The following is a 23,634-nucleotide window of genomic DNA, read 5'->3' as shown; positions in this document are numbered from 1 at the left end:
AGCAAACAGGCTTGAGCTCTTAACGGGTTTGTTGCATGCTGTGCGCCCTGTTAAATCAATATGCTGATATTGAGTTAACAATCCGTTCGGATGAAGGTAGCAGGAGAGTGGGGAATTAACCCCACACCGACGAGGCAACTTTGTCTTTTTATCCCACACTCGATTTTTAAAATCAGTTGCAGGGATGAGAAGCAAAGCACTCTTTCAGGTGCCGTAAGGCGTGGACTGCTACTGGACGAGCCTCTGGAGAGACTACCGCTACACTTGATAGTGTGGAAAGGTGGCGCCGAAGGCGAAAGTGTCGCCGTGTTCTTAATGAAGATGCGACGCGAAACGCTCAGGCAAAAGGACAGAGGAGAGGATGACTGCACAGTCCCTGTCGTTTGTCGTGGGCGTTTTTTAGGTTGAGTGAGTTGAAATGGGTATGTTGTCTATGCCACAGATCGATCCACACAGGTGAAAAAGCGCACTAAGCATGCCATGTGTTTGTGTCTCAGCCATTTCTTTTCCTCCTCCCTTATTAATTTAAGTTGTTTAATAATTGAGGAATATCATGAGTTTTGAAGTCTTGCTCAGCAGCCTAAACGGTATTGTATGGGGTCCTATCACACTTTGTTTATTAGTTGGCACAGGGATTTATCTCACTGCGCGGCTAAAGCTTATCCAAGTTTTTCGTTTGCCTATGGCGCTCGGACTATTATTTAAACCCGCCAAAGGCCATGGTGATTTATCCTCCTTCGCCGCACTCTGTACTGCGTTATCAGCCACGATTGGTACAGGTAATATTGTTGGCGTGGCGACGGCGATCAAAATGGGAGGGCCTGGGGCCTTATTTTGGATGTGGTTGGCGGCCTTTTTTGGTATGGCGACTAAATATGCCGAGTGTATGTTGGCGGTAAAATATCGAACAACCGATGCGAGAGGTCAGATAGCAGGTGGCCCAATGTACTATATCGAGCGTGGCCTTGGTCTGCATTGGATGGCAAAGTTATTTGCACTTTTTGGCGTTGGCGTAGCGTTTTTTGGTATTGGCACTTTTGCACAGGTGAATGCCATCAGCGATGCGCTGACGATTGCCTTTGAGGTGCCGACTTGGTTAACGGCTGTGGTGTTAACTATGCTGGTTGCGGCTGTCACGTTAGGGGGCGTTAAGCGCATTTCGAATGTGGCACAAAAGCTGGTGCCTGCTATGTCGATTGGCTATATCCTTGCCTGTTTGTGGATATTGATTAGTTTTGCCGATCAGATTATGCCTGCGCTTGGTCTTGTGATTGAATCGGCATTTACCCCATTATCTGCGGCGGGCGGATTTTTAGGCGCGACGGTTGCTCAAGCCATTCAAATTGGTATTGCTCGGGGGGTGTTTTCGAATGAGTCGGGTCTTGGCAGCGCTCCCATTGCAGCAGCTGCGGCAAAAACCAATGAACCAGTAGAGCAGGGGCTTGTCAGTATGACGGGCACTTTTTTCGACACCATCATCATTTGTACTATGACGGGCTTAGTGCTGATTATTACAGGTGTATGGAGCGGTGATACCGCGGGCGCTGCAATGACTAGCGCGGCATTTGCCCTCGGGGGCTCTGCGGTTGTCGGCCAATATTTAGTGACAATTGCCCTCGTTTGTTTTGCTTTTACGACCATTTTAGGTTGGCATTATTATGGTGAACGCTGCTGGTACTATCTGGTGGGTGAGCGCGGCTTACGTGTGTATCAAGTGGTTTTTCTTGTCTTAATCGGGGGAGGAGCATTTATCAAATTAGATGTGATTTGGCTATTAGCCGATACTGTCAATGGCCTAATGGCTATCCCTAATTTGATTGCTATTGTGGGTTTGCGTCATATCATTATTGCCGAGACTCAACATTACTTTGCGCGAATGCTCCCAAGCCGCAACGTAGAGACTATTTATTAGTGCTGTTAAAACAATAAATTACTTCACATTATTTTAACGCTAAGGATTGTCGCCTCATGGTTCTTCGTTTACTTTATATAAGTGCTGTTTAACGACGTGTGCTTTTAAACTCGATGACTTTGGGGCGATGCTATGGATAGAAGTAAACTTCGTACCTTCCGCAGTAGAATTTTATCTCACATCGCCTTGCCTTTGATTTTAATTATGACGGGTGTGTATGGCGTAAACTCTTGGTTTAAATATCAAGCATTAGAAAAAACGCTCTATGAAAAATTAGAACAGCAGGCTAGCCATTCGGCTTCTCGGTTACAACTTATCCTCGAACATGCCCAAGCGAACACCCAAGGACTGGCAGATTTTATCGGTTTTTTATCCAATAAAGAGGGATTTAATGATATCGATAACGTCAAACAGGTATTGATGAATCGTTTGGAGCGAAACCCAGACTTTTTTGGTACTGCTGTTGCGTTTAAACCCGATGTATTTCCTAATCGAAAACTCTTTTCTCCTTATGTATACCGCGCTGGCGAGGCGTTGCATTACCTCGATATTGGTGCCGAGGGCTATGATTACACCGATGGTTCTTGGGACTGGTGGACGAATGCCATTAATCAAGCCAATGGCTATTGGTCTAAGGCATATTTTGATGAAGGTGCTGGCAATGTCCTTATGGTCACTTACTCCGCCCCTTTTGGCGTTTTAGATCATTATTTTGGTGTGGCTACTGTCGATCTCGCCCTCGATAGATTACCTAGCCAACTAGGTGTTGCGTCGAATCGCTTAGTTATATTAGACGATCAGGAACGACTCATTTTTCATGCCGATAGAGACAAAATACTGTCCACAACCTCGGCGCAGTGGCTCGATAAGAGCATGAAACACAATGGGGACTTTTGGTTACTCCAAGAGAAAAATCTCGATGGACAGGCAAGGTTTGTTGATGTGCAGGGGATTAGCTATCTTGCCAGTGTTGCAACTGTGCCTAAATTGAAATGGCGCGTCGTCGTTATGGTGCCAGAACAGGAGTTATTTACGGCTTTACTCGATGATATTGCCTCCATTGTGCTGGATTTAAGTTTGTTAACCTTGCTGTTATTGCTGACCTGCTATTTAACTGCAAAACGCCTGACCCGACCATTAGAGTTACTGGAATCAGGCATTCTCGCCTTTGGTCAAGGTAAAGCACAGCAACTTGTTATTCCTAAAGGTGCGGTGAGCGAAATTGTGACCTTAAGCCAGACCTTTAATCAAATGGCCGAGCTATTAGCTGAGCGTGAACAGGCCATTCTCGACTCCCGTGGTAACCGCTTTGCTCGCTTAATTGACGGTATGAGTGATAAATCCTTTTACTGTTCACTCGAACCTTCAGGGCAGTTGGCCCAAGTGAGTGATGGTGTGACGAAAGTACTTGGCATTGCACCTGAGTTATTAAAGCGAAAATATCAACGGCTTTTCTCGGTAAATCCACTGAATGAAAAAAATTGGCAATACACAGATTTGGCCTTAAAAGGCCAAAATGTGCCTTCGCACCAAGTTGAAATGATTGATGCTCAAGGCCATTTAAGGCGCCTCGATGTCTTTATGCAGCCCTTAGTGTCAGAGACGGGCGAATTAATGTCGGTAGAAATGCTTTTTACCGATGTGACAGAGCAGTTTTCAGCGGCAGCTTGGTCAAATGCCGTGCTTGAAGCCGCACCAGAAGCCATGCTGATTGTTGATGAAAAAGGTGAAATCATCTTTAGCAATAGTCGTTGCCAACAACTGTTTGGTTATCATGCTGAGGCCATGTTAGGGCTGCAAGTTGAAGCTCTATTGCCCCAAGCACTAGGGAGTGAACATGTGCGTTATCGGCAACAGTTTTTACGTGATGGCCGCGATAGAAGCATGGCAAATGCGCGTCATGTCCGTGCTGTAAAGGCCGATGGTAACGAGTTTATTGCTGAAATTGCCTTAAGTATTCTCCCCGCCGATGTGGATGGCAGTAGACAGGTCGCTGCTTCCATTCGCGATATGACTCAGAAATTAGCCATCGAACAAAAAATCCGTGACAGTGAGCTACGTTTTCGCGGTTTGGTGGCGAATATTCCCGGTGCTGTTTACCGTACCCGTATCGGCGAGGTATGGGTGATGGAATATATCAGTGACAATATCGCCGATATTACGGGTTATGCGGCAAGTCAGTTTATCGAAAACCGCCAACGTAACTTCTCATCTTTGATTCTGGAAGAAGATCGTCCTCTGTGTCATCAGCATATTGATAAGGCATTGGCACAGCAAGAAACCTTTGAGGTGGAATATCGTATTCGCCACCGCGATGGCAGCATCCGTTGGGTGCATGAAAAGGGTAAAGCGAGCTATAACGAAGAGGGCTTCCCACTTTGGTTTGATGGCAGTATTGATGATATTACCGAGAGCAAACTCGTGTCTGTCGAGCTTGAAGCCTCACGTCAGCAGCTGACCAATATTACTGAATCGATTCCTTGTACTGTGTACCAGTTGCGTTGGCGTTCTCCCTCTGATCGCGCATTTACCTTTCTTTCTGGTGCCGCACTGCCGATGCTAGGGTTGCAACGCGATAATTTAATGAATGATTTTAATATTATTGCAGAGCGTATTTTTGATGAGGAAAGGCCTGAGGTTGTTCGTGCCTTAGCGGGTAAGAGTGACGATAAGTTGCAGTGGATCCGCGAGTTTCGTTATCGACATCCTAACGGCAGTATACGCTGGATGGAGGCTGGTGCGAGTGGTCACGTAGAGAGTGATGATGTGATCATTTGGAATGGTTACGTTATGGATATCACTCAGCGTAAAACTATGGAGCAAGAACTCGCCTTAAGTGAAGCGCACTTTAGGGCACTTTTTGATGGTGCAACCATAGGTATTATCAATATCGATGCTAAGGGCTTGATTCTGGATTGTAATGACCAATTCTGTGAAGACATAGGACGAGCCCGTGAGGAATTACGTAATATTCCCATATTTGATGTCCTTAGCCCACAGGATAGAGAGATTGCTAAAGCACAATTTAAAGATCTTGCTGATGGTAAAGTCGATCACTATCGTGGAGAACGTAGTTTTATTCGCCCCTCCGGTGAGCCAATGTGGATGACGGTTAATGTTTCCGCACTTTTTGACTGTCATCACCAATTTGAATCTGCAGTTGTCAGCATGGTGGATATGACCGAGCTTAAACTGTTGTCAGATGAACTGCTTATCGCTAAAGAAGAAGCCGATGCAGCCAGTAAGGCAAAGGGGGACTTTTTGGCCAATATGTCCCATGAAATACGCACGCCAATGAATGCCATTATTGGTATGTCACAGCTGTGTTTACAGACCGCGCTCGATAAAAAACAGAAAAACTATGTGGAGAAAATTGAGCGAGCCTCACAATCATTACTCTCAATTATCAATGACATCCTCGATTTTTCTAAGATCGAAGCCGGTAAGCTGGATATTGACGCCGTTCCTTTTCAACTCGATACCATGCTCGAAGATCTCAGTGATATGTTCTCGGAGAAGGTGGTTCACAAACAACTTGAGTTATTGTTTGCAGTTGCGCCCAATGTGCCACGGCATTTGTTTGGCGATTCGCTACGCTTAGGGCAAGTGCTGATCAACCTGATGAACAATGCGATTAAGTTTACTGAAAGAGGGGAAGTATTACTTTCTATCAACTTGGTCGAGCAACAGAATGATGATGTGACGCTGCGCTTTAGTGTACGCGATAGCGGCATAGGCTTAACCGATGAACAGCAAGCCAAACTGTTTAAATCTTTCAGCCAAGCGGATACTTCCACGACACGTAAATACGGTGGTACAGGCCTAGGTTTAGCCATTTGTAAACAGCTAGTGGAGCTAATGGGAGGTAATATTGGCGTTGAGAGTCAATTTGGGCATGGCAGTACTTTCTATTTCACGGTGAAACTGCAAATTTCCAGTGGTCAAAAGTTGACGGTAGGTCAAGAGCTCGAAGGCATGTCGGTGTTAGTGGTCGATGATAATGCGACGGCTAGAGACATTATGCGTACGGCACTGGAGAGCATGGGATTCAATGTTGATACAGTGCGCACAGGCGAAGAGGCTGTTAGTCGATGTATACAGCATGAGTATGCCGTAGCATTAATTGATTGGAAGATGCCGAGTATGGATGGGCTAGAAGCTGCACGGCAGATCCAACAGCAGGCTAAAGCCGCACCGCGGATCTTAATGGTGTCTGCCCATGCGAACCATGAATTTTTAACACAAATAGAGCAACTTGGATTAGCGGGATATATCAGCAAACCTATCAGTGCCTCACGCTTGCTTGATGGCATAATGAATGCCCTAGGTAGGGCCGGAATCTTACCGGTGAGGCGGCATAATGAAGCGTTAGATCCCCAACTCTTACTGCCACTTAAAGGAAAGCGTGTCCTCTTAGTTGAAGATAATGAGATGAATCTTGAAGTCGCCACAGAGTTTTTGGAGCAAGTGGGTATTATTTTATCCATTGCGACGAATGGGCAAATTGCCTTAGATAAACTGTCTCAGCAAAGTTATGACTTAGTGCTTATGGATTGCCAAATGCCAGTGATGGACGGTTATCAAGCGACAATGGCAATAAGGCAGCGGCCTGAGTTGGCACATCTCCCCGTTATCGCTATGACCGCAAATGCCATGGCTGGCGATAAAGAAATGTGCTTAAGAGCAGGGATGAATGACCACATCGCTAAACCTATCGAAGTCAATATTCTGTATCAAACCTTATTAAAATATCTTGGAGATGATAAGTCGCAATCGACCTTATTAGAAAACGCACAAGTTAATGATATTAAAAATAAACCTATCAATACTGATCCAGCAACTATGCTTAAATGGCCAGAGCATCCCGAGTTAGATATTGATAGGGGATTGCAACTTGTCCAGCATTCTGCACGTTTGTATCAACGGATTTTTGATCGATTTGTAAGCAGTCAGCGTAATGTTGTGGAGATGCTTCGTAAGGCTGTTAGTGCAAATAAACAGGAGGATGCCGTACGTATTGCCCACACGCTCAAAGGGCTTGCTGGTAATTTAAGTTCGAGCAAATTAGTTGAACTTGCTCGTTTATTAGAATTGCATTTGAGTGAAAATCAGCCTTATCAGGACGAGCTTGAGCAGATTGAAAAACTGGTTGCCTCTATTTGTGAAGCTATCGAAAAAGTAAAGCCTGAATTAGAGGACATTTCTGAGATTGGGATAGAGCCACTCTCCTCTGAACAGTTAATCATAGCGCTTAAACACTTACGTCAGAGTTTAGAAGAGGCCGATGCTAAGGCTGTGGAGCTGATTAATGCGTTAAAACCCCAAGTGAGCACCAAGTTATGGCAACAATTAAGCCCGGTACTGGCGATGATTAATCAATATCAATTTGATGAAGCGGTGGACTTGATTGACGAGGTTTTAGCAGAGTTAAATTCGCATTCCCAATGATGCACATCAAGATGGAAGGCTAGCTCAATAAGCCGAAACTTAATGCCATGGATGACGTGTCGAATATGTGCCTGTGTTTGATATCGGCTATGGAATAGCGTTGGTAAAAGAGCGGACAAAATAGTTTGTTATTTGGCATAAGTCGAGGTTGTGAATGGATAAGGCAACAATATTAGTCGTTGATGATACTCCCGAGAATATCGACATCTTAGTGGGTATTCTTGGAGAAGATTATAAAGTCAAAGTGGCTATTGATGGACCTAGGGCGTTGGCACTTGTCGCTAAATCCTTGCCGGATCTCATTTTATTGGATGTAATGATGCCGGGAATGAATGGTTATGAGGTTTGTAAGTTATTAAAACAAGAGCCACTGACATGCCATATCCCCGTTATTTTTGTTACCGCATTATCTGAAGTGGCTGATGAAACCCAAGGTTTTGAGTTGGGTGCAGTCGATTACATTACTAAGCCTGTCAGTGCGCCAGTTGTTAAGGCGCGAGTTAAAACGCATCTTGCATTGTATGATCAAAAGCGACTTTTAGAACAACAAGTTAAAGAAAGAACACAAGAGCTAGAAGATACGCGTTTCGAAATTATTCGTCGCCTTGGCCGTGCCGCAGAATATAAAGATAATGAAACAGGCTTACATGTGGTACGTATGAGTCACTATGCGCGGTTACTTGCGATAAGGCTTGGTTTACCAACGACTTTTTGCGACTTGCTTTATAATGCAGCACCGATGCACGATATAGGCAAAATAGGTACACCCGATGCCGTATTAAAAAAACCGGGTAAGCTAGACCCTGAAGAATGGGAAATTATGCAACAGCACGCCGCCATAGGTGCAGAAATTATCGGTGAGCATAGCGACCCTCTATTACAAATGGCCCGTCGTATCGCCTTGACTCACCACGAAAAATGGGATGGTTCAGGCTACCCCAATGGGTTAATGGGTGAGAATATCCCAATTGAAGGCCGTATCACCGCGATTGCGGACGTGTTCGATGCGCTAACATCCCAGCGACCGTATAAACAGCCTTGGACCATAGAGGCAACAATGGAGTTACTCGAAAACCAAGCCGGTAAGCATTTTGACCCTAAGCTGGTGGAGGCATTTAAACAAATCCTGCCAGAAGTCATTGCGATTCGAGATACCTATTTAGAGCATTGAGGATTAAATCTTAGTGAAAATAAAGGCGCACATGGCGCCTTTATCGTTTATAAAATAAAGGGTTATGCTTCATCTAGTGAGTAAGGTAAGGCTTGAATTGTCAAGCTTGATTGCTCATCGTCAGCAAAACGCAGTTTAGCGTCATTTTCGGTATCGTTAGCCAGTACGGCAGTCAGCAATACTTGATTACCGCGTTGCACAAATTCAATGATTTGCCCCCCTTTGCGATAACCGTCTTCCATCGCAATTTCAAGGCTAGTTTCCAGATCCACCGTTAACGAGGTTGTGCCATGGAGAATGTAAAGTGCGCGCTTATTTCCGCCGCGGTACTTCATGCGGGCGACGGTTTCTTGTCCCATGTAGCAGCCTTTATTAAAGCTGATACCATTAACAGCTTGCAGGTTACACATTTGTGGTACGTACTGGTGGGCATGACTGGCTGCAAGGTTAGGATAACCCGCTGCAATTTCTAATGCTTGCCAAGCGGTGGCATCAAATACTGTGTGCTCAGCAACGAGGGTGTTTGCGGTTTCTGGTTGCAGAACCAAAATAAATCTATCCGCGTCTTTTAAAATCGCGCCATTTTCAATGAGTGTGAGTTCTTGCTGAATATCACCAAAATGCTGTTTCACAAATTGGCAGGCCTGTTCGCCGGCAACGCCGAGTAAAGTCCACTCACCGGATGCATTGCTTAAGGTAGCTTTGCTAAATACCGCATATTTTTGTAGTTGGGGTAAATCGACTTCGATAGCACCCTTTGGCATCAACATAAAGAGTGCCTCTTGGATGGCAAAGGTTCTGAAACTGGCCAGCATTTTACCTTTAGGATCGCAATGGGCGCCCCAGCGCCATTGATCCGTGGCCAATGAGCTGATGTCTGTGGTCACTTGGCCATGGATAAAACTACGGCCTTGTTCTCCAACGACTTTGATTAGGCCCATATGAGATAAGTTGGCAAGCATAAGTGGAGGCAAGGTAGCGTCCAGATCCCAATGGGGTGTAGAAACTGAAATAGTCATAGCGAGATCCTGAAAATGAAGACGATGTGAGAGGCTAGATTGTAACGGAATTCCAGTTGGCTCAAAAGCATAAGGCGCACATATCTGTGAATGATATATGCGCCTTAATGTGTACTTTAGCCGATACGCGTATGCGGTTGGATTAATATCTTAAAACAGTACGCGGGTACGCAGTGTGCCTTCAATCGCTTTGAGCTCAACTAAGGTTTCTTCCGCTTGAGTGGTATCAACTTCCATCACGACATAACCAATTTCTGCGGTAGTTTGCAGATATTGGGCGGCGATGTTGATGCCTTTTTCTGAGAAGGCTTGGTTGATCTTGATCAGTACGCCAGGGCGGTTTTGGTGAATATGCAGTAAGCGTGAGGTGCCTTTATGCGTTGGCAGCGACACTTCAGGGAAGTTAACCGCAGACACGGTTGAGCCGTTGTCTGAATATTTCGCTAACTTACCAGCCACTTCAATACCAATGTTTTCCTGAGCCTCAGCCGTGCTACCACCGACGTGCGGCGTGAGTAATACGTTGTCTAAACCACGTAGAGGAGTGATAAACTCATCGTCATTGGATTGTGGCTCGGCGGGGAACACATCGATTGCGGCGCCCGCAAGGTGACGTTCTTTTAAGGCGACCGTTAAGGCATCGATATCGACTACTGTACCACGTGAGGCGTTGATAAAGATGCTGCCTTTACGCATAGCGGCAAACTCAGGTGCGCCTATCATATCTTTGGTTTGTGGTGTTTCAGGGACGTGTAAACTTACAACATCAGATTGCGCCAGCAGTTGCTCCATTGAATGGATTTGCTGTGCGTTACCTAGCGGCAGTTTGTCTTCGATATCGAAGAACACCACGCGCATACCTAAGGTTTCCGCCAGAATACCCAGTTGAGTACCAATATGGCCGTAACCAATTACACCTAAGGTTTTACCACGCACTTCGTAGCTGCCTGCAGCGGTTTTCATCCAACCGCCACGGTGGGCGATGGCATTACGCTCAGGGATGCCTCGCATCAGCATAATGATTTCGCCAATCACTAGCTCAGCAACACTGCGCGTGTTTGAAAATGGCGCGTTAAATACAGGAATACCAAGGGATTCGGCGGTGGCAAGATCAACTTGGTTAGTACCAATACAGAAACAACCAATCGCGATTAACTTCTCGGCACGTTTCAGCACCTCGGCAGTTAACTGAGTACGCGAGCGAAGCCCTACAAAGTGCGCATCTTTGATGGATTCAAGTAAGGCTTCATCACCTAAAGAGGCTTTGTGATATTCGATATTGGTATATCCCGCACGTTCAAATACATCGACCGCGGATTGGTGGACGCCTTCCAACAGCAGGATCTTGATCTTATCCTTGTCCAGCGAATGTTTCGCCATGATATGGGTACCCTCTAATTAATAGAAATGTTTCTTATGATATGCTGACAACCTTCACCCACCAAAGTAGCACTTTTTTTGCTCAGTGTGGAGGGCTAGATGGCTAAAGTTAATATTCTAAATTTAGAACAATATCGCATAAGAGGAAGAAGCATTGAATAACAAAATCGCATGGTGCGGTATTTACCTCTCAGTTTTAATATGGTCGGCGATAAAACCCGCAGATCTATTTACTTGGTTGCTCGAAGCCTTACCTGGATTAGTCGCAGTACCGATTTTATTTTTTACCCGTAACCGTTTTCCGCTAACACCTTTGGCGTATTTGTTAATTTTAATACATTGCTGTGTGTTGTTTGTGGGCGCTCATTACACTTACGCTGAAGTGCCGTTGTTTGACACTATTGCTGATTGGATGGGCTCGGAACGTAATAATTACGATAAAGTCGGGCATTTTGCCCAAGGTTTTATCCCAGCCATGCTCGCCCGTGAAATTATGCTGCGCAACGAAGCGGTAAAACCAGGGGCTTGGTGTGCGTTTCTTGCGACGTGTTTTGTGCTCGCATTTTCGGCGTTTTATGAACTGATCGAATGGTGGGTTGTTGTGGCAACCGGCGAAGGGGCTGAAGCCTTTTTGGGAACTCAAGGCTATGTATGGGACACTCAATCGGATATGTTCTTTGCCCTTATTGGCGCGATAGTAGCACTGACTTTGTTGTCTCGTTTTCAAGATAAGCAAATAGCAGCACTTACACCAAGCACTTAGTATGACTGGTGAATGATGCGGTTTATTTGAGTGGCAAGATTTTCCTCCCGCTAAGCACATCTGATGAAAGTATGACGAGATAGCGTTGTCATACTTTTGCACTAACCTTTATGTTTAATTTATGTTGCAACTTGGGGCGGCTCATCCTAGTTTAACAGTGCAAGTGCTGTGAGGCTGTGGATTTAACGAGTGGTTTTGACTCATAACCCGTTTTTCGATGGTGTGTTAGTCGAACTTACTATGGCTAAACAGGGAATAGTACATTTGGGTGATGTTTTTCAATCGTTAACTAGTCAGAATTAACTAGGTTAATGGAATGTTGAGAAACCTAACTAGAAGACGAGTCAAACAGACCATTTTGCAATAAGAGAATACTTTTCAGGGAGGAGAGTCATTGAGCACAATTAATGAATTGGTTTTTTTACACCAAATGGCCGCGCCATGTCATTTAGCGTTACTCGCTGAATCCATAGGTTTGAAAACGCGTATTGTAAAGCACGCAGCAGAATTGGATTTAGATAAAAGCCGTCGTAGTTTTTATCTGATCACCCAAAAAGGTTCAGCATTAGATAACAAAGGAATTCCTTTGCTGGCTTCGCGTTTAGTGTCACATTTTCCTGTGGCGCTGTATCAAGTTGAGCGAGACTCCTTAGACCAAGAATCTGCAATGTTACTCGGCATTCGAGGTATTTTATTTGCCGATCAACGTATGGATCTGATGTTAACGGGTTTACGTAAAATGGTGGCAGAGGAGCTTTGGTACGATAGAACGTTGCTAAGCAAAATGTTTCGCCGTGTCGTACAAAAGTTAGAGGGTAATAATGAGATGCCCTCCGATACTGTGGCTATGCTGCAGATGCTGACATCCCGTGAACGTACCATTATTCAATTTGTATCCAGTGGCGCAAGGAATAAAGAAATTGCCCATAGGTTATGCATCAGCGAACATACAGTAAAAGCACACATTTCCTCTATTTTCCGCAAGACCCAGTCTCGTAATCGGGTTGAGCTTTTACGTTGGGCGCAAACCTATCAAACTCACTTTGAGCTATGTAGTTAACCTGCAAAGGGTGTGGTCATTTGCCTGTTGCTTTGAGTGGTTAATGTTAATTATTGCTGGCATATCAAAATAGAAAAGCGGGAATGTTTATGTAAACATTCCCGCTTTTTTTATACCATTTTATCAAACAACACCAAAGAGTTAGCTATGGTGGTTTAGCAGTATTTATTAGTATTGCACTACAGTGGCAATGTTCATATTGCCTGATTGGTTCACGCTGATGCTGTTGTTATTGCCAGCTTGAGAGCCCAACACTAAGTTGTCATTCCCCTTTTGAGCGATCAATAGGCTGTTGTTGTCACCTTTAACTGTGAATGAGGCACTATCGTCACCACCGACCCAGTTTCTATTACCTGATTGGGCAATTTGTGCCGTGTTTTCATCGCCTTTGATAATCAAATCAATAAGGTTAAGATCGCCCTTTTGAAGTGCAGTTGCATCGGCATTATTGTTACCAGCAATAGAAATTATGCTCTCGTTTTGATTACCATTTTGCTCAACATCGACTTCGTTATCGTTACCGACTGCATCGACATAAGCAAAGTTCGCATCACCTTTTTGGTCGACTTCAATACTGTTGTCTTCACCCTCTGCGAAGGCAACGATTTCGTTGTAATTGCCTTTAGAAGATAAGTCGAAGTCGTTATCTGTACCGTATGCGCCAAAGGTGGCGAAGTTGGCATCGCCTCTTTGTTGTAAATCTACATCGTTACTATCGCCCCATACTTGGAACTCTGCACCGTTAACATCGCCTTTTTGGGTGATAGTAATATCATTATCATCACCTTGGATATCGGCCACTAAAGTATCACCGATAGTGTTGCCGCTACCATTTTGGGTAATATCAATACTGTTGTCGTCACCCGTTGTCATAGCAAGATAAGCGGTGTTGCCACGACCTTTTTGATCCATGGCAATATCGTTATCGTTGCCCGCTAGTGCATAAACAAAACCAACATGGTTATCACCCTTTTGAACCATATCAACGCTATTGTTGTCGCCTGCAATGCCTTTAGCCGCGCCAAAGTTATTGTTACCCACTTGTTCAACAGACACGTCGTTGTTGTTACCTACGTTAGCGGTTAAATCAAGTGCAATTACCCCTGCTTGGTTATTGTCACCGTATTGTTTGATGTCGCCGTCGTTATTGCTGCCTTGAACACGGAAAACTGCAAAGTTGGTATCACCTTCTTGCTCAACAGATACCGTGTTTTGAGCGCCAGTGATTTCAACTTGGCTTTCATTTAATTCGCCTAATTGACTCACTACGACGGTGTTATCGTTACCAGTAACATCGTTGCTGCTTTGGTTATAGAAACCGTCTTGGGAAACATTAACAAAGTTGCTGTTGCCCTCAACATTGGCACTTGCCACATGCCAGTCAACTTGTTGTGTTATCTGGACTTTATTGTCAGTACCTGCGGAGTTGATAGCCGCTTCATGCCATAGCCCGTCTTGGATTACGGTAGCGGTTTGATCTGTACCTGTTTGCACAACCGCAGCAGCATTAAGGGCACCCGTTTGTGAAACTAAAGTGTCTTGGCCTTGGCCTGACTGTACTACGCTAATTTCACTCACTGTACTGGCTGCAAAGGCTTGACCGCTTAAACCTGTTGCAATGGCCAAAGCAATAAGTGATTTTTTAGCTTGTGATTTCATGTGACGCTCCCTGTTTAATATTGAGTTATTGAGATTGCAGCACCGTCTGCAATCTGTTGAATCGAAAAGTTGCCGCTTCCTAGTTGGTTCAGTTGCACGAGATTGTCATTGCCAATTTGTGTCACTGTTGCCGTATTTTGACTGCCGACTTGCAGTAGTTGGACTTCATTGTTTGAACCAATCTGTGTAATTAGCGCATCGTTATCATTGCCCACTTGTGTGACATCGGCTTTGTTATCGCTACCTGATTGGAACAGTAATCCTTGGTTGGCATTACCTTGTTGAACCAGCTCGATAAGGTTATCGCGACCAGAGCGTTCTAGTAATGCTTGAAGGGTTACGGGTAACTCGTTGACATTCAGCCCTTGTGCTGAAGTCATACAACTACAGAGCAAGAGTAGCAGCACCAAAAAGCGTATAGAGGTATTTGGCACGGGTGACTCCTTGCATCAAATATCTTGGGCTGCTTAACACCGCTTACATCCCAAATTCAGACTTGAAGATACGAGTCCGATGAACATGTCGCAATTGGTCAAAAGGGTATTTATTCTAGAAAGGGTTAACGGAAGGTAAAAGAGAACTGTATTTATATCGTATTGATTAAATGAGTTTTATCTGTTTATTGACGTGTTTTTATTTATGGAGCCTAACCTAGTTGTCCTAGTAGTTAAGTTGTATTTATTGTGAAGCAGCCCTATCAATAAGGTCAAATTTTTAATAGCTCATCGATAGAATAAGTACAACATTCTATGTGAATCAGTGCTGTTTAGAGTCTTTCAAGTTTTCAGAAGAGACTTCGTTACTGATTTGACTTTTTCGGTCATTGAGTTGCTGCATTGCACTGTTATTGTTCACCATTAATGCATTGAAGCGAGAGTTAATCTCGTTCAGTTCATTGATGTATTCAGGATCATTTTTTTCTTTATTTTGCCAGTAACGTTTGCGTTCTAATTTCTGTAATTCACTGGCGCGTAGGATTTCAAAATAGCTGTTTTCCTGCTTAAGTCGATATATTTCACTATCCAGCAGTTGTAGCAGTTTTTCTTTGGTAATCGTTTGATTATTCAGTAATGCTTGTAAAGGATCGACAGGCATATCCCGTTTATCTGAATCTGTTTCTGTTGTGACGCCTAACTGGTACTCGATTTTGTGCTGACGATATTCCTGCGGGCAAGCGATTTGACTAAAAACCACTTTATCGCCCTTATAACATTTATAGATAATGCTTGCCTGAGTCATGCTTGACAACAACAGGCCTATGAGAGTCAATATCAACTTTGCCATTCGGCTACAAATCCTTGTATATTAGTGACATAGGTTATTCATCAAACCTGTGTTGTGGTTTGTTTAATACTATGGTGTAAGTTTGGCGAGAAAACCAGTTTAGGCAGTGGATCTTTTCAGTGATTAAAATGGAGGTTTCAGGGAAGTTGCAGTCACATCAAGCCATAAAGGGTAAAAAGGAGCCTAAGCTCCTTTTTTACAGATATTTATTATTAGCGATCGAATCTTAAATTATCGATAAGACGGGCTTTACCGAGATAAGCCGCCGCTAAAATCACCAGTGCTTTATCCTCTGATTCGGCGTTTGCTAAGGTGTGTGCATGGCGAATTTCTAAGTAATCAGGAGTAAAGCCTGCTGCATATAAACTCGCTTTAGCTTGTTCTGTTACTTGCTCAAATGTTTCACCTTGCTTGATGCCTGCCGCCATTGCATCCAGTGCTTTTTTAAGCGCAGGTGCTGCCGCTTTTTCATCGCGAGTTAAATAGCCATTACGCGAACTCATGGCTAAGCCAGAGGCTTCACGTATGGTATCAACACCAATAATTTCAATGGGTAATGATAAATCTTCAACCATAGTGCGGATCACTAACAGTTGTTGATAATCCTTATTGCCAAAGAAAGCGACATCCGGCTGCACTATATTAAATAGCTTGCAGACAACGGTAGCAACACCGCGAAAATGCCCAGGACGGGATGCGCCACAAAGCACCTCTGAAATACCCGGTACTTCGACAAAGGTTTGTTGTGCTAAACCTTTAGGGTAGATAGTGGCGGGGGTCGGAGTAAACAAGAGTTCTGCTCCCGCCGTAGTGAGTGCTTCGCTATCGGCGGCCAGAGTACGTGGGTAGGCATCGAGATCTTCGTTTTGCCCAAATTGCATTGGATTGACGAAAATGGATACCACCACATGGTCACATTTTTGTGCAGCTTCTTTGACTAAGGTGATGTGTCCTTGATGAAGATTCCCCATGGTTGGCACAAAGGCGACGGTTTCGCCCTTGGCACGCCATGCGCGCACTTGCGTGCGAATATCATCAATATGGGCGCTTGTGATCATTAAGCCTTACCTTGCTAAAACCTAAAATGAGTTGAATATGTGCTCGGCACTATTAGCTGAATGTGTGCTCTGCACTGGGGAAGGTGCCAGCGGCAACTTCTTCAATATAAGCGCGTACCGCAGAACGGATTTCACCCGTTTGTTTTAGGTAGTTTTTCGAAAAACGTGGAATATAACCACTTGAAATACCTAATACATCATGCATCACTAAAATCTGACCATCGGTCGATGCTCCAGCACCAATTCCAATGACTGGAATGGTTAGGGCTTGGGTGATCGCTGTGGCTAATGGTGCTGGAATACATTCTACGACGAGTAATTGGGCGCCTGCGGCTTCTAATGCTTTGGCCTCATCGAGAATTCGCTGGGCATTTTCGGCATCGCGCCCCTGAACTTTAAAACCACCAAAAACGTGAACAGATTGAGGCGTTAACCCTAAGTGGGCACAAACAGGAATACCACGTTCGGTGAGTTTAGTGACGGTTTCGAGTAACCAATGGCCGCCTTCAACTTTGACCATGTTGGCGCCAGCCTGCATCAGCTCGGTGGCGTTAATCATAGCTTGTTCTGGCGTGGCGTAACTCATAAAAGGCATATCGGCAATCAGTAACGCTCGCTCTATCCCGCGGCGTACGCAGCGAGTATGGTAAGCGATCTCTGCTGTCGTGACTGGGAGAGTATCGTCATGGCCTTGCAGGACCATTCCCAAAGAATCACCGACGAGTAGCACATCTACACCTTCGCTATCGAACGCGCCAGCAAAACTGGCATCATAGGCTGTCAGTGCAGTGAATTTTCTACCTTCCTGTTTGTATTTCAACAGGGTTGAGCTAGTAATTTTAGACATATGGATGATCTTCAAACCAAATAGAAGTGGTGTTATAAGCTAACTGGAGACGGACTTCAATGATCAATGCCCCAGTTGTTGTAACTCGGCCAACATATTTTTGTCGATAAGACTACTTAGGACTGTGTTACAGGGCAGGATAAGATCTGGAGCAATCGCGGCCAGTGGAACAAGAACAAAGCTGCGTTCTTTCATACCGTAGTGAGGTACTTTTAACCTAGGCTCATCAATAAACTCATTGCCATATAGCAGCAGATCAAGATCTAAGGTTCTTGGTCCCCAGCGTTCTTTACGTACTCGCCCTTGGGTGTTTTCGATATATTGCAATGCATCGAGTAAGGCGAGTGGAGTTAATGTTGTCTCAAAGCTTGCCACCGCATTGATATAATCGGGTTGGACCACATCGCCCATCGGGGTGGAGTGATAGTAAGGTGAGACAAGCAAACTGTTGCCCTGAGCAAGGTTGGACAATGCTATCACGGCATTGTCCAATTGCGTTTTGGGATCATTAAGATTAGCCCCTAATGCAACATAAACGCGGGTCATTATTCGGCTGCTTTGGCTTTAGTCGTACTTGATCTGCGGCGGCGACGCTGAGGAGCATTGCGATTCCCCGATGACTTATTACCACTACGAGCGATAGTCAAGCGCTCGGTTTCATCGGCTTCAACGAACTGCTGCCACCAAGCAGCACTTTTGGCAACATTCCCCCCCTCGACTTCACCTCTGAGCAAGAGTAGATCGTAGGCGGCTCTAAACTTAGGGTGCTCCATCAGTTTAAAAGCACGAGTGCCTTGGCTGCGGTCAAAGCGTAGCTGTAATTGCCAAATATCTTTTGAGGGTGTGCTAAAGCGACGTGGAATGCTAATGGTTTGGCATTGCTGCTCCATCACATCGCCCATTGCTGCGAAAAAGGCATCATATAAAGTTAAGCCACTTTCAACGGCAATATCCTCAGCACGTTGACGCAGTGGATACCAAAGCATGGCCGCATAAAAGAATGAGGGAGTAACAGGTTTATCCTCATTTACCCGTAAGTCAGTGCTTTTCATAATGGCCTGCACCATTTTCATCGCAGGACCCTTTGGATCTTCTTTTAATAGGGCATCGACCTGAGGAAATAAGGGGGCGAATAACTTGTATTCTTGCATCATTTCGAAGTTAGCTAAGGCTTTGCCAGCAAAGAAAAGTTTAAGCACTTCTTCATACATGCGTGCCGCAGGAATATCTGTGAGCAGTGGCGCCAATTGTTTAATGGGTTTTGCGGTCACGTCCTCAATATTCATACTGAGCTTAGTCGCAAAACGTACGGCCCTTAGCATACGAACGGGATCTTCACGATAACGTGTTTCAGGATCGCCGATTAATCTTAAGGTACCCGCCTTGAGATCAGCCATGCCGCCACCGTAGCTGCGGATAGAATAATCGCTGATATCGTAATAGAGGGCATTGACAGTAAAGTCGCGGCGCTCGGCATCTTCATCTATTTCGCCATAGACGTTATCGCGCAGTAAGCGGCCTTCTGCGTTGGCTTTGGAAATTTTTTCATTGCTTTCGCCATGGTGACCACGAAAGGTGGCGACTTCAATCACATCCCGACCAAAGACGATATGGGCGAGACGGAAACGGCGGCCGACGACTCGGCAATTGCGGAACAGTTTTTTGATTTCTTCTGGGGTTGCGTTAGTAACAACGTCGAAATCTTTAGGCTCGAGTCCGAGGAGTAAATCACGCACGCCGCCGCCGACCAAATAGGCTTTAAATCCTGATTTATTCAGTCTGTATAATACCTTAAGGGCATTTTCGCTAATTTGCTTGCGCGAGATTGAGTGGGCATCTCTGGGCACTAACTCTAGGCTTAAGGCGTTAGAAGAGGCTTCTGACGCTTGAGATTGGATCTGAGCTGGAGTTGGAGCGGTCGTTTTAGGCGCGTCTTCAAATAGCTGCTTGCAGAATTGGCTGATACGGCGAAAAATGGGACACCTCGAAATGTGATCTGTTATGTGATTAAAAAATCTGGCGGCTATCATATACCAAATGTCGCCTAATGGGTATATAGCGATGCTTGACTTAGCCCACTGGAGACACAAATTGCGGCATTGTGCACTTTCTCGTGTGGGGAGAATTTTATGCGATTTGGCATCATTAGGATTCGATCAATATTTCAGGCTGTTTTGGGATCGTTGATAATTGAAATTGTGCCACGGCTTGGTCGAGCATGTGTGCCAACGAACCTTGGGCTTCTACTGGGGCTTGCCCCAAAAATGCCAGTGCTGCATTAAGGCTCTTTTGTGGGTATTGTTTATCGATAGCCTGTGCATGATTTTGTTTTGAAAGCTTAAACCCAGGACTCAAGCAAGCTAAGGGCAAATGTAGCCATTCGGGAGCGGTTAAGCCAAAGGTTTGATACAAACTGAGTTGGCGACAACTGGCTTCGATTAAGTCGCAGCCACGCACCACTTCAGTAATGCCTTGATAAGCATCGTCAAGTACAACCGCTAGTTGATAGGCGTATAAGCCATCGCTGCGCTTGATGATAAAATCCTCTGCGGCAAAATGGCTATCGACGCAGATTTCTCCCATCAAATTATCATTAAATTGGGCTACTTGAGCACGGTTTACAATACGTACCGCCCCCGATAAGTGTGGTTTAGATAAGCGATGGCAGCGCCCATCATAAACTCCCCCCATAGCCTGAATATGTTTACGACTGCATTGGCAGAAATAGGCGTCGTTGTGAGTGAGCAGATGGTCAATTTGTGCTTGGTAGGCCTCAGTGCGTTGGCTCTGGTATAACGGCGAGTTATCCCATTCAAAGCCATAGGCTTCTAAGGTGCGTAAAATCTCATCTGCTGCCCCTTTGATTTCCCGCGGCGGATCGATATCTTCGATACGAATTAACCATTTACCTTTCTGTGAGCGAGCGCGTAAATAACTGCCAAGGGCGGCGATAAGCGAACCAAAATGCAGCGCACCTGAAGGCGAAGGTGCAAAGCGGCCAACATAGGGCTTATTGGCTAAAAAAGGTGTCAATGGATTTGGCATAGCATCAAGATTCAGTTTGAAAGTCGCACCGACAAAAGTGGAGGTATTTTAGGGGTATACCAAGATAAAAGCGAATAACAGAATAAAATGAAGTGAGTTGTACTCGAACGAGTTTGATGAACTCATTTTAACAAACAAGTAGGCGGGGAAATCCCCGCCTTGTTTAGCTCAGCCGATTAACCAGCCATTTGCTTTTCTTTAATCTCTGCAAGCGTTTTACAGTCGATACATTGGTCGGCTGTTGGACGCGCTTCGAGACGGCGAATGCCGATTTCGATACCGCAGGAATCACAGAAGCCGAAATCGTCTTCTTCGATTTTTTGCAGTGTCTTTTCGATTTTCTTGATCAGCTTACGTTCTCTATCGCGAGCACGAAGTTCGAGGCTGAACTCTTCTTCTTGTGCAGCACGGTCAACAGGATCGGGAAAGTTTGCTGCCTCGTCCTGCATGTGACTGAGAGTACGGTCGACCTCTTCACGCAACTGATTGCGCCAAGCTTCAAGAATAGTCTTGAAGTGACCCAGTTGCTTAGCGTTCATATACTCCTCACCCGGCTTTTCCTGGTAGGGACTTACACCTGCGATAGCGAGTACGCCAAGTTTTTTGGTGCCTTCAGGCATAACGCATCTCCTGTAATCATTTGCGTTTGTAGGGCGTCCTTAAGAACGGCCGCTATCTATATCAGAATCTTTACATCGAGGCAAATTTTTCAACTCGCCTTGAATGAATTTTATGATTCAATTCGCTAATTGAAATGAATTTCAATTTTACCGACCGTTAACATCATACTCGGACTGGACAGGCTTGGGCTAGGCGTATCTCTGTTGGTGACATTTCGCAGCGATATGCCAATACTTCAACACCCGATAAAGTCGCCTTTTTCAGTAGGTTAGCGTATTCAGGATCAATGTGTGCTGCAGGCGCAACGCTGAATATTTCTGAGTGCTGTACTACAAATAACAGCACTGCGCGGTGGCCAAGATTTGCCATATGCATCAATTCACGCAAATGTTTTTGGCCGCGTAAACTCACTGCATCGGGGAAAAATCCTTGTCCATCTTCGAGTAAAGTACAACTTTTGACTTCTATGTAACAGTCTGGTTTTTGAGCACCTTGGAGCAGAATATCAATACGGCTGTTTTCATCGCCGTACTTCACCTCACGGCTTAAAGTGTCGTAACCCGTCAGTTCTTTGATAATGCCGCTATGTATGGCTTCTTCGGCTAGGGCATTTGCACTACCTGAATGTATGCCAATAAAATCACCATTGGATGTGCCCATTAACTCCCACGTGTATGCATATTTACGTTTAGGGTTAGCAGAGGTTGAAAACCACACGGCTTCTCCGGGGAAGAGACAGTTGCGCATTGAACCTGTATTAGGGCAATGGATTGTCATCTCACTGCCATCGGTGAGCTTTATATCGGCAAGAAAACGTTTATAGCGTTTAACTAATATGCCTTGCTGCAAGGCGGGTTCGAACTGCATGCTACTACCTGTATTGAGAATACTCAGGCGGCAAGACTAGCAAATTTCGCAAATGTTTACAGATTTTACCTGAGTAACTTCCGCCAATCGCTTTGAGTCATCGCCTGCTAGCAGTAAACTGCCGCCATAAAGTTTGTTCTGATTGCTGATTGTTCTAAAACGAATCGAAAAATAAGGATCCCTAATGAGTGAACTAAAAGTAACTGAATTGATGAAAGTGCAATTAACCAAAGAAGCACCAGCCGCCCATTGGGGTAAGGCTGATGTGACTTATAGTGCCGACGGTGCACAAATTCATTTAGCGGATGGCGATGAGCTGCGTCAAATTCAAATGGCGGCCCGCAAACTACGCAGTCAAGGTATTAGCAGTGTGGTATTAGCTGGACAGCTTTGGGATCTCAATAGCCAGTGGGTATTTGCCCAAGGTTTCGCAACCGCCAAAACCGGCTATCAAATCCACTGGTGTGGTGATGAGTCTGTTCAAGCAGAATTACAACGCAGGTTCGATGTGGCAACCTTTGCTCGTCAATTGATCAACGATACGCCTGAAAACCTCTCGCCAGTAAAACTTGCTCAACAAGCAGCAAGATGGTTAGCCGATATTGGTGGCGATAAGGTGAGCTATCGGATTATCGAAGGCGAAGCACTGCTCGAAGAACAGTGGATTGGTATCCATGCTGTGGGTCGCGGCAGTGAGCGTCCGCCAGCAATGTTAGAATTAGACTTCAATCCATTAGCCGCTGATGCACCCGTGTCTGTCGCGCTTGTGGGTAAAGGGATTACCTTTGATTCTGGCGGTTACAGCATTAAGGCTTCCGAAGGCATGCTCGGCATGAAATGCGATATGGGCGGCGCCGCCACTGTGACTGCAGCACTCGGTTTAGCAATGAAATCGGGGCTGAATAAACGGGTTAAGTTATTCCTTTGCTGTGCTGAAAACTTGATCAGCGGCCGCGCTTATAAGTTAGGCGATATCCTTACCTACAAAAATGGTGTGACAGTGGAAGTGGTGAATACCGATGCTGAAGGGCGCTTAGTGTTGGCCGATGGTTTACAAGCGGCTTCTGCTACTGGAGCACCTTTTATTATCGATGCGGCGACCCTAACAGGCGCCGCAGTGATGGCGGTAGGTTCAAACTATAACGCAATTTTTTCGCCACAGGCGGATGTGCTGCAACTGGCTCAGCAAAAAGCGACAAGTGTTGCTGAGCGCGTATGGCCGCTGCCGCTAGACCCTTGGCACAAAGAAATGTGTCCATCGGCTTACGCTGATACAGCTAATAGTCGTCCGGTGAAAGGTGGCGGTGCAGGTGGTGCCTCTAATGCGGCAGGCTTCCTATGGCGCTTTGTGTCACCCGAAGCTAAATGGTTACATGTGGATCTCGCCGCCGCATTTGAAGATTCAGCTTCTGCCCTATGGGGCGCGGGTGCAACGACCCACGGCGTATTGACTATTAGCGAATTGATTAAAGGCTAAGTTAAACCATGAGGCTTAGTTGA

Annotated in this window: 18 protein-coding genes and 1 riboswitch; of the genes, 6 read left to right on the top strand and 12 right to left on the bottom strand. The window is 45.3% G+C overall.

Translation table 11 applies throughout. From position 1 onward, the window contains the following. The first annotated feature begins 233 nt into the window (after positions 1-233). Positions 234-363, top strand: a riboswitch (glycine riboswitch). 190 nt (positions 364-553) lie between these two features. The 3 genes from JEZ96_RS15665 to JEZ96_RS15655 all read left to right on the top strand — a co-directional run bounded on the left by JEZ96_RS15665 (position 554) and on the right by JEZ96_RS15655 (position 8,531). After that, positions 554-1,912, top strand: coding sequence for an alanine/glycine:cation symporter family protein (locus tag JEZ96_RS15665; RefSeq protein ID WP_011788179.1), 1,359 nt, complete (start codon positions 554-556; stop codon positions 1,910-1,912). Positions 1,913-2,044: 132 nt separating this feature from the next. After that, entirely contained in the window at positions 2,045-7,360 is a 5,316-nt protein-coding gene (locus tag JEZ96_RS15660) for a PAS domain S-box protein (protein ID WP_025007562.1), read from the top strand. 154 nt (positions 7,361-7,514) lie between these two features. Continuing rightward, positions 7,515-8,531 carry a response regulator gene (locus JEZ96_RS15655; protein WP_011788181.1) on the top strand — a complete coding sequence of 339 codons (1,017 nt, stop codon included), beginning with the start codon at positions 7,515-7,517 and terminating at the stop codon, positions 8,529-8,531. Positions 8,532-8,593: 62 nt separating this feature from the next. Here the strand turns inward: JEZ96_RS15655 and ygfZ are convergent, their stop codons facing one another. Both ygfZ and serA read right to left on the bottom strand, forming a co-directional pair. Then, entirely contained in the window at positions 8,594-9,550 is a 957-nt protein-coding gene (ygfZ, locus tag JEZ96_RS15650) for a tRNA-modifying protein YgfZ (protein ID WP_014611268.1), read from the bottom strand. Positions 9,551-9,700: 150 nt separating this feature from the next. Continuing rightward, on the bottom strand, positions 9,701-10,930 hold the full coding sequence (serA, locus tag JEZ96_RS15645) for a phosphoglycerate dehydrogenase (protein WP_128090250.1): 1,230 nt from the start codon (positions 10,928-10,930) through the stop codon (positions 9,701-9,703). Between the two features lie 154 nt (positions 10,931-11,084). Here serA and JEZ96_RS15640 point away from each other — a divergent pair, with 154 nt between their 5' ends. Continuing rightward, the gene (locus JEZ96_RS15640) at positions 11,085-11,693 is read left to right on the top strand and encodes a DUF2238 domain-containing protein (protein ID WP_128090251.1); all 609 of its coding nucleotides are present in this window, start codon (positions 11,085-11,087) and stop codon (positions 11,691-11,693) included. 394 nt (positions 11,694-12,087) lie between these two features. Next, a complete protein-coding gene (locus JEZ96_RS15635) occupies positions 12,088-12,753 on the top strand; it encodes a helix-turn-helix transcriptional regulator (RefSeq protein ID WP_014611267.1) in 666 nt (221 codons plus the stop codon). A 168-nt stretch (positions 12,754-12,921) separates the two neighbouring features. Here the strand turns inward: JEZ96_RS15635 and JEZ96_RS15630 are convergent, their stop codons facing one another. The 10 genes from JEZ96_RS15630 to sfsA all read right to left on the bottom strand — a co-directional run bounded on the left by JEZ96_RS15630 (position 12,922) and on the right by sfsA (position 22,134). Further along, entirely contained in the window at positions 12,922-14,412 is a 1,491-nt protein-coding gene (locus JEZ96_RS15630; RefSeq protein ID WP_025007564.1) for a curlin, read from the bottom strand. A gap of 14 nt (positions 14,413-14,426) precedes the next feature. Further along, positions 14,427-14,846: a curlin gene (locus JEZ96_RS15625; protein WP_025007565.1), complete on the bottom strand. Its 420-nt coding sequence runs from the start codon at positions 14,844-14,846 to the stop codon at positions 14,427-14,429. Between the two features lie 322 nt (positions 14,847-15,168). Beyond that, a complete protein-coding gene (locus JEZ96_RS15620; RefSeq protein WP_014611265.1) occupies positions 15,169-15,696 on the bottom strand; it encodes a hypothetical protein in 528 nt (175 codons plus the stop codon). 212 nt (positions 15,697-15,908) lie between these two features. After that, positions 15,909-16,754, bottom strand: a complete 846-nt coding sequence (gene panC / locus JEZ96_RS15615; protein WP_014611264.1) for a pantoate--beta-alanine ligase — start codon at positions 16,752-16,754, stop codon at positions 15,909-15,911. A gap of 52 nt (positions 16,755-16,806) precedes the next feature. Further along, positions 16,807-17,601 carry a 3-methyl-2-oxobutanoate hydroxymethyltransferase gene (panB, locus tag JEZ96_RS15610; protein ID WP_011788190.1) on the bottom strand — a complete coding sequence of 265 codons (795 nt, stop codon included), beginning with the start codon at positions 17,599-17,601 and terminating at the stop codon, positions 16,807-16,809. Positions 17,602-17,664: 63 nt separating this feature from the next. After that, positions 17,665-18,147 (bottom strand): 2-amino-4-hydroxy-6-hydroxymethyldihydropteridine diphosphokinase, encoded by a 483-nt coding sequence (gene folK / locus JEZ96_RS15605; RefSeq protein ID WP_011788191.1) that lies wholly within the window; start codon positions 18,145-18,147, stop codon positions 17,665-17,667. Then, positions 18,147-19,631, bottom strand: a complete 1,485-nt coding sequence (locus JEZ96_RS15600; protein ID WP_011788192.1) for a polynucleotide adenylyltransferase PcnB — start codon at positions 19,629-19,631, stop codon at positions 18,147-18,149. The genes folK and JEZ96_RS15600 overlap by 1 nt, the downstream gene beginning before the upstream one ends. A gap of 115 nt (positions 19,632-19,746) precedes the next feature. Beyond that, a complete protein-coding gene (gene gluQRS, locus JEZ96_RS15595; protein ID WP_014611262.1) occupies positions 19,747-20,646 on the bottom strand; it encodes a tRNA glutamyl-Q(34) synthetase GluQRS in 900 nt (299 codons plus the stop codon). Between the two features lie 176 nt (positions 20,647-20,822). Continuing rightward, positions 20,823-21,266, bottom strand: a complete 444-nt coding sequence (gene dksA / locus JEZ96_RS15590) for an RNA polymerase-binding protein DksA (RefSeq protein WP_007644947.1) — start codon at positions 21,264-21,266, stop codon at positions 20,823-20,825. Positions 21,267-21,429: 163 nt separating this feature from the next. Beyond that, a complete protein-coding gene (sfsA, locus tag JEZ96_RS15585) occupies positions 21,430-22,134 on the bottom strand; it encodes a DNA/RNA nuclease SfsA (RefSeq protein ID WP_025007567.1) in 705 nt (234 codons plus the stop codon). 184 nt (positions 22,135-22,318) lie between these two features. On the opposite strand from sfsA, the gene pepB reads away from it, so the two are divergent. Continuing rightward, positions 22,319-23,611, top strand: a complete 1,293-nt coding sequence (gene pepB, locus JEZ96_RS15580; protein ID WP_025007568.1) for an aminopeptidase PepB — start codon at positions 22,319-22,321, stop codon at positions 23,609-23,611. Positions 23,612-23,634 lie beyond the last annotated feature (23 nt).

Origin of the sequence: Shewanella putrefaciens (assembly GCF_016406325.1) — a bacterium.
In the GTDB taxonomy this organism is placed as follows: Bacteria; Pseudomonadota; Gammaproteobacteria; order Enterobacterales; family Shewanellaceae; genus Shewanella; species Shewanella putrefaciens.
Note: the sequence above shows the minus strand (reverse complement) of the source record. Positions and strands in the feature narration are given on the sequence as shown.

Bases quoted from the DNA above. Each gene is read 5' to 3' on its own strand.
- sfsA (WP_025007567.1), bottom strand. From the start codon at position 22,134: ATGCAGTTCGAACCCGCCTTGCAGCAAGGCATATTAGTTAAACGCTAT.
- JEZ96_RS15660 (WP_025007562.1), top strand. From the start codon at position 2,045: ATGGATAGAAGTAAACTTCGTACCTTCCGCAGTAGAATTTTATCTCAC.
- panC (WP_014611264.1), bottom strand. From the start codon at position 16,754: ATGATCACAAGCGCCCATATTGATGATATTCGCACGCAAGTGCGCGCA.
- panB (WP_011788190.1), bottom strand. From the start codon at position 17,601: ATGTCTAAAATTACTAGCTCAACCCTGTTGAAATACAAACAGGAAGGT.
- ygfZ (WP_014611268.1), bottom strand. From the start codon at position 9,550: ATGACTATTTCAGTTTCTACACCCCATTGGGATCTGGACGCTACCTTG.
- JEZ96_RS15655 (WP_011788181.1), top strand. From the start codon at position 7,515: ATGGATAAGGCAACAATATTAGTCGTTGATGATACTCCCGAGAATATC.
- dksA (WP_007644947.1), bottom strand. From the start codon at position 21,266: ATGCCTGAAGGCACCAAAAAACTTGGCGTACTCGCTATCGCAGGTGTA.
- folK (WP_011788191.1), bottom strand. From the start codon at position 18,147: ATGACCCGCGTTTATGTTGCATTAGGGGCTAATCTTAATGATCCCAAA.
- serA (WP_128090250.1), bottom strand. From the start codon at position 10,930: ATGGCGAAACATTCGCTGGACAAGGATAAGATCAAGATCCTGCTGTTG.
- JEZ96_RS15600 (WP_011788192.1), bottom strand. From the start codon at position 19,631: ATGATAGCCGCCAGATTTTTTAATCACATAACAGATCACATTTCGAGG.
- pepB (WP_025007568.1), top strand. From the start codon at position 22,319: ATGAGTGAACTAAAAGTAACTGAATTGATGAAAGTGCAATTAACCAAA.
- JEZ96_RS15620 (WP_014611265.1), bottom strand. From the start codon at position 15,696: ATGGCAAAGTTGATATTGACTCTCATAGGCCTGTTGTTGTCAAGCATG.
- JEZ96_RS15630 (WP_025007564.1), bottom strand. From the start codon at position 14,412: ATGAAATCACAAGCTAAAAAATCACTTATTGCTTTGGCCATTGCAACA.
- gluQRS (WP_014611262.1), bottom strand. From the start codon at position 20,646: ATGCCAAATCCATTGACACCTTTTTTAGCCAATAAGCCCTATGTTGGC.
- JEZ96_RS15665 (WP_011788179.1), top strand. From the start codon at position 554: ATGAGTTTTGAAGTCTTGCTCAGCAGCCTAAACGGTATTGTATGGGGT.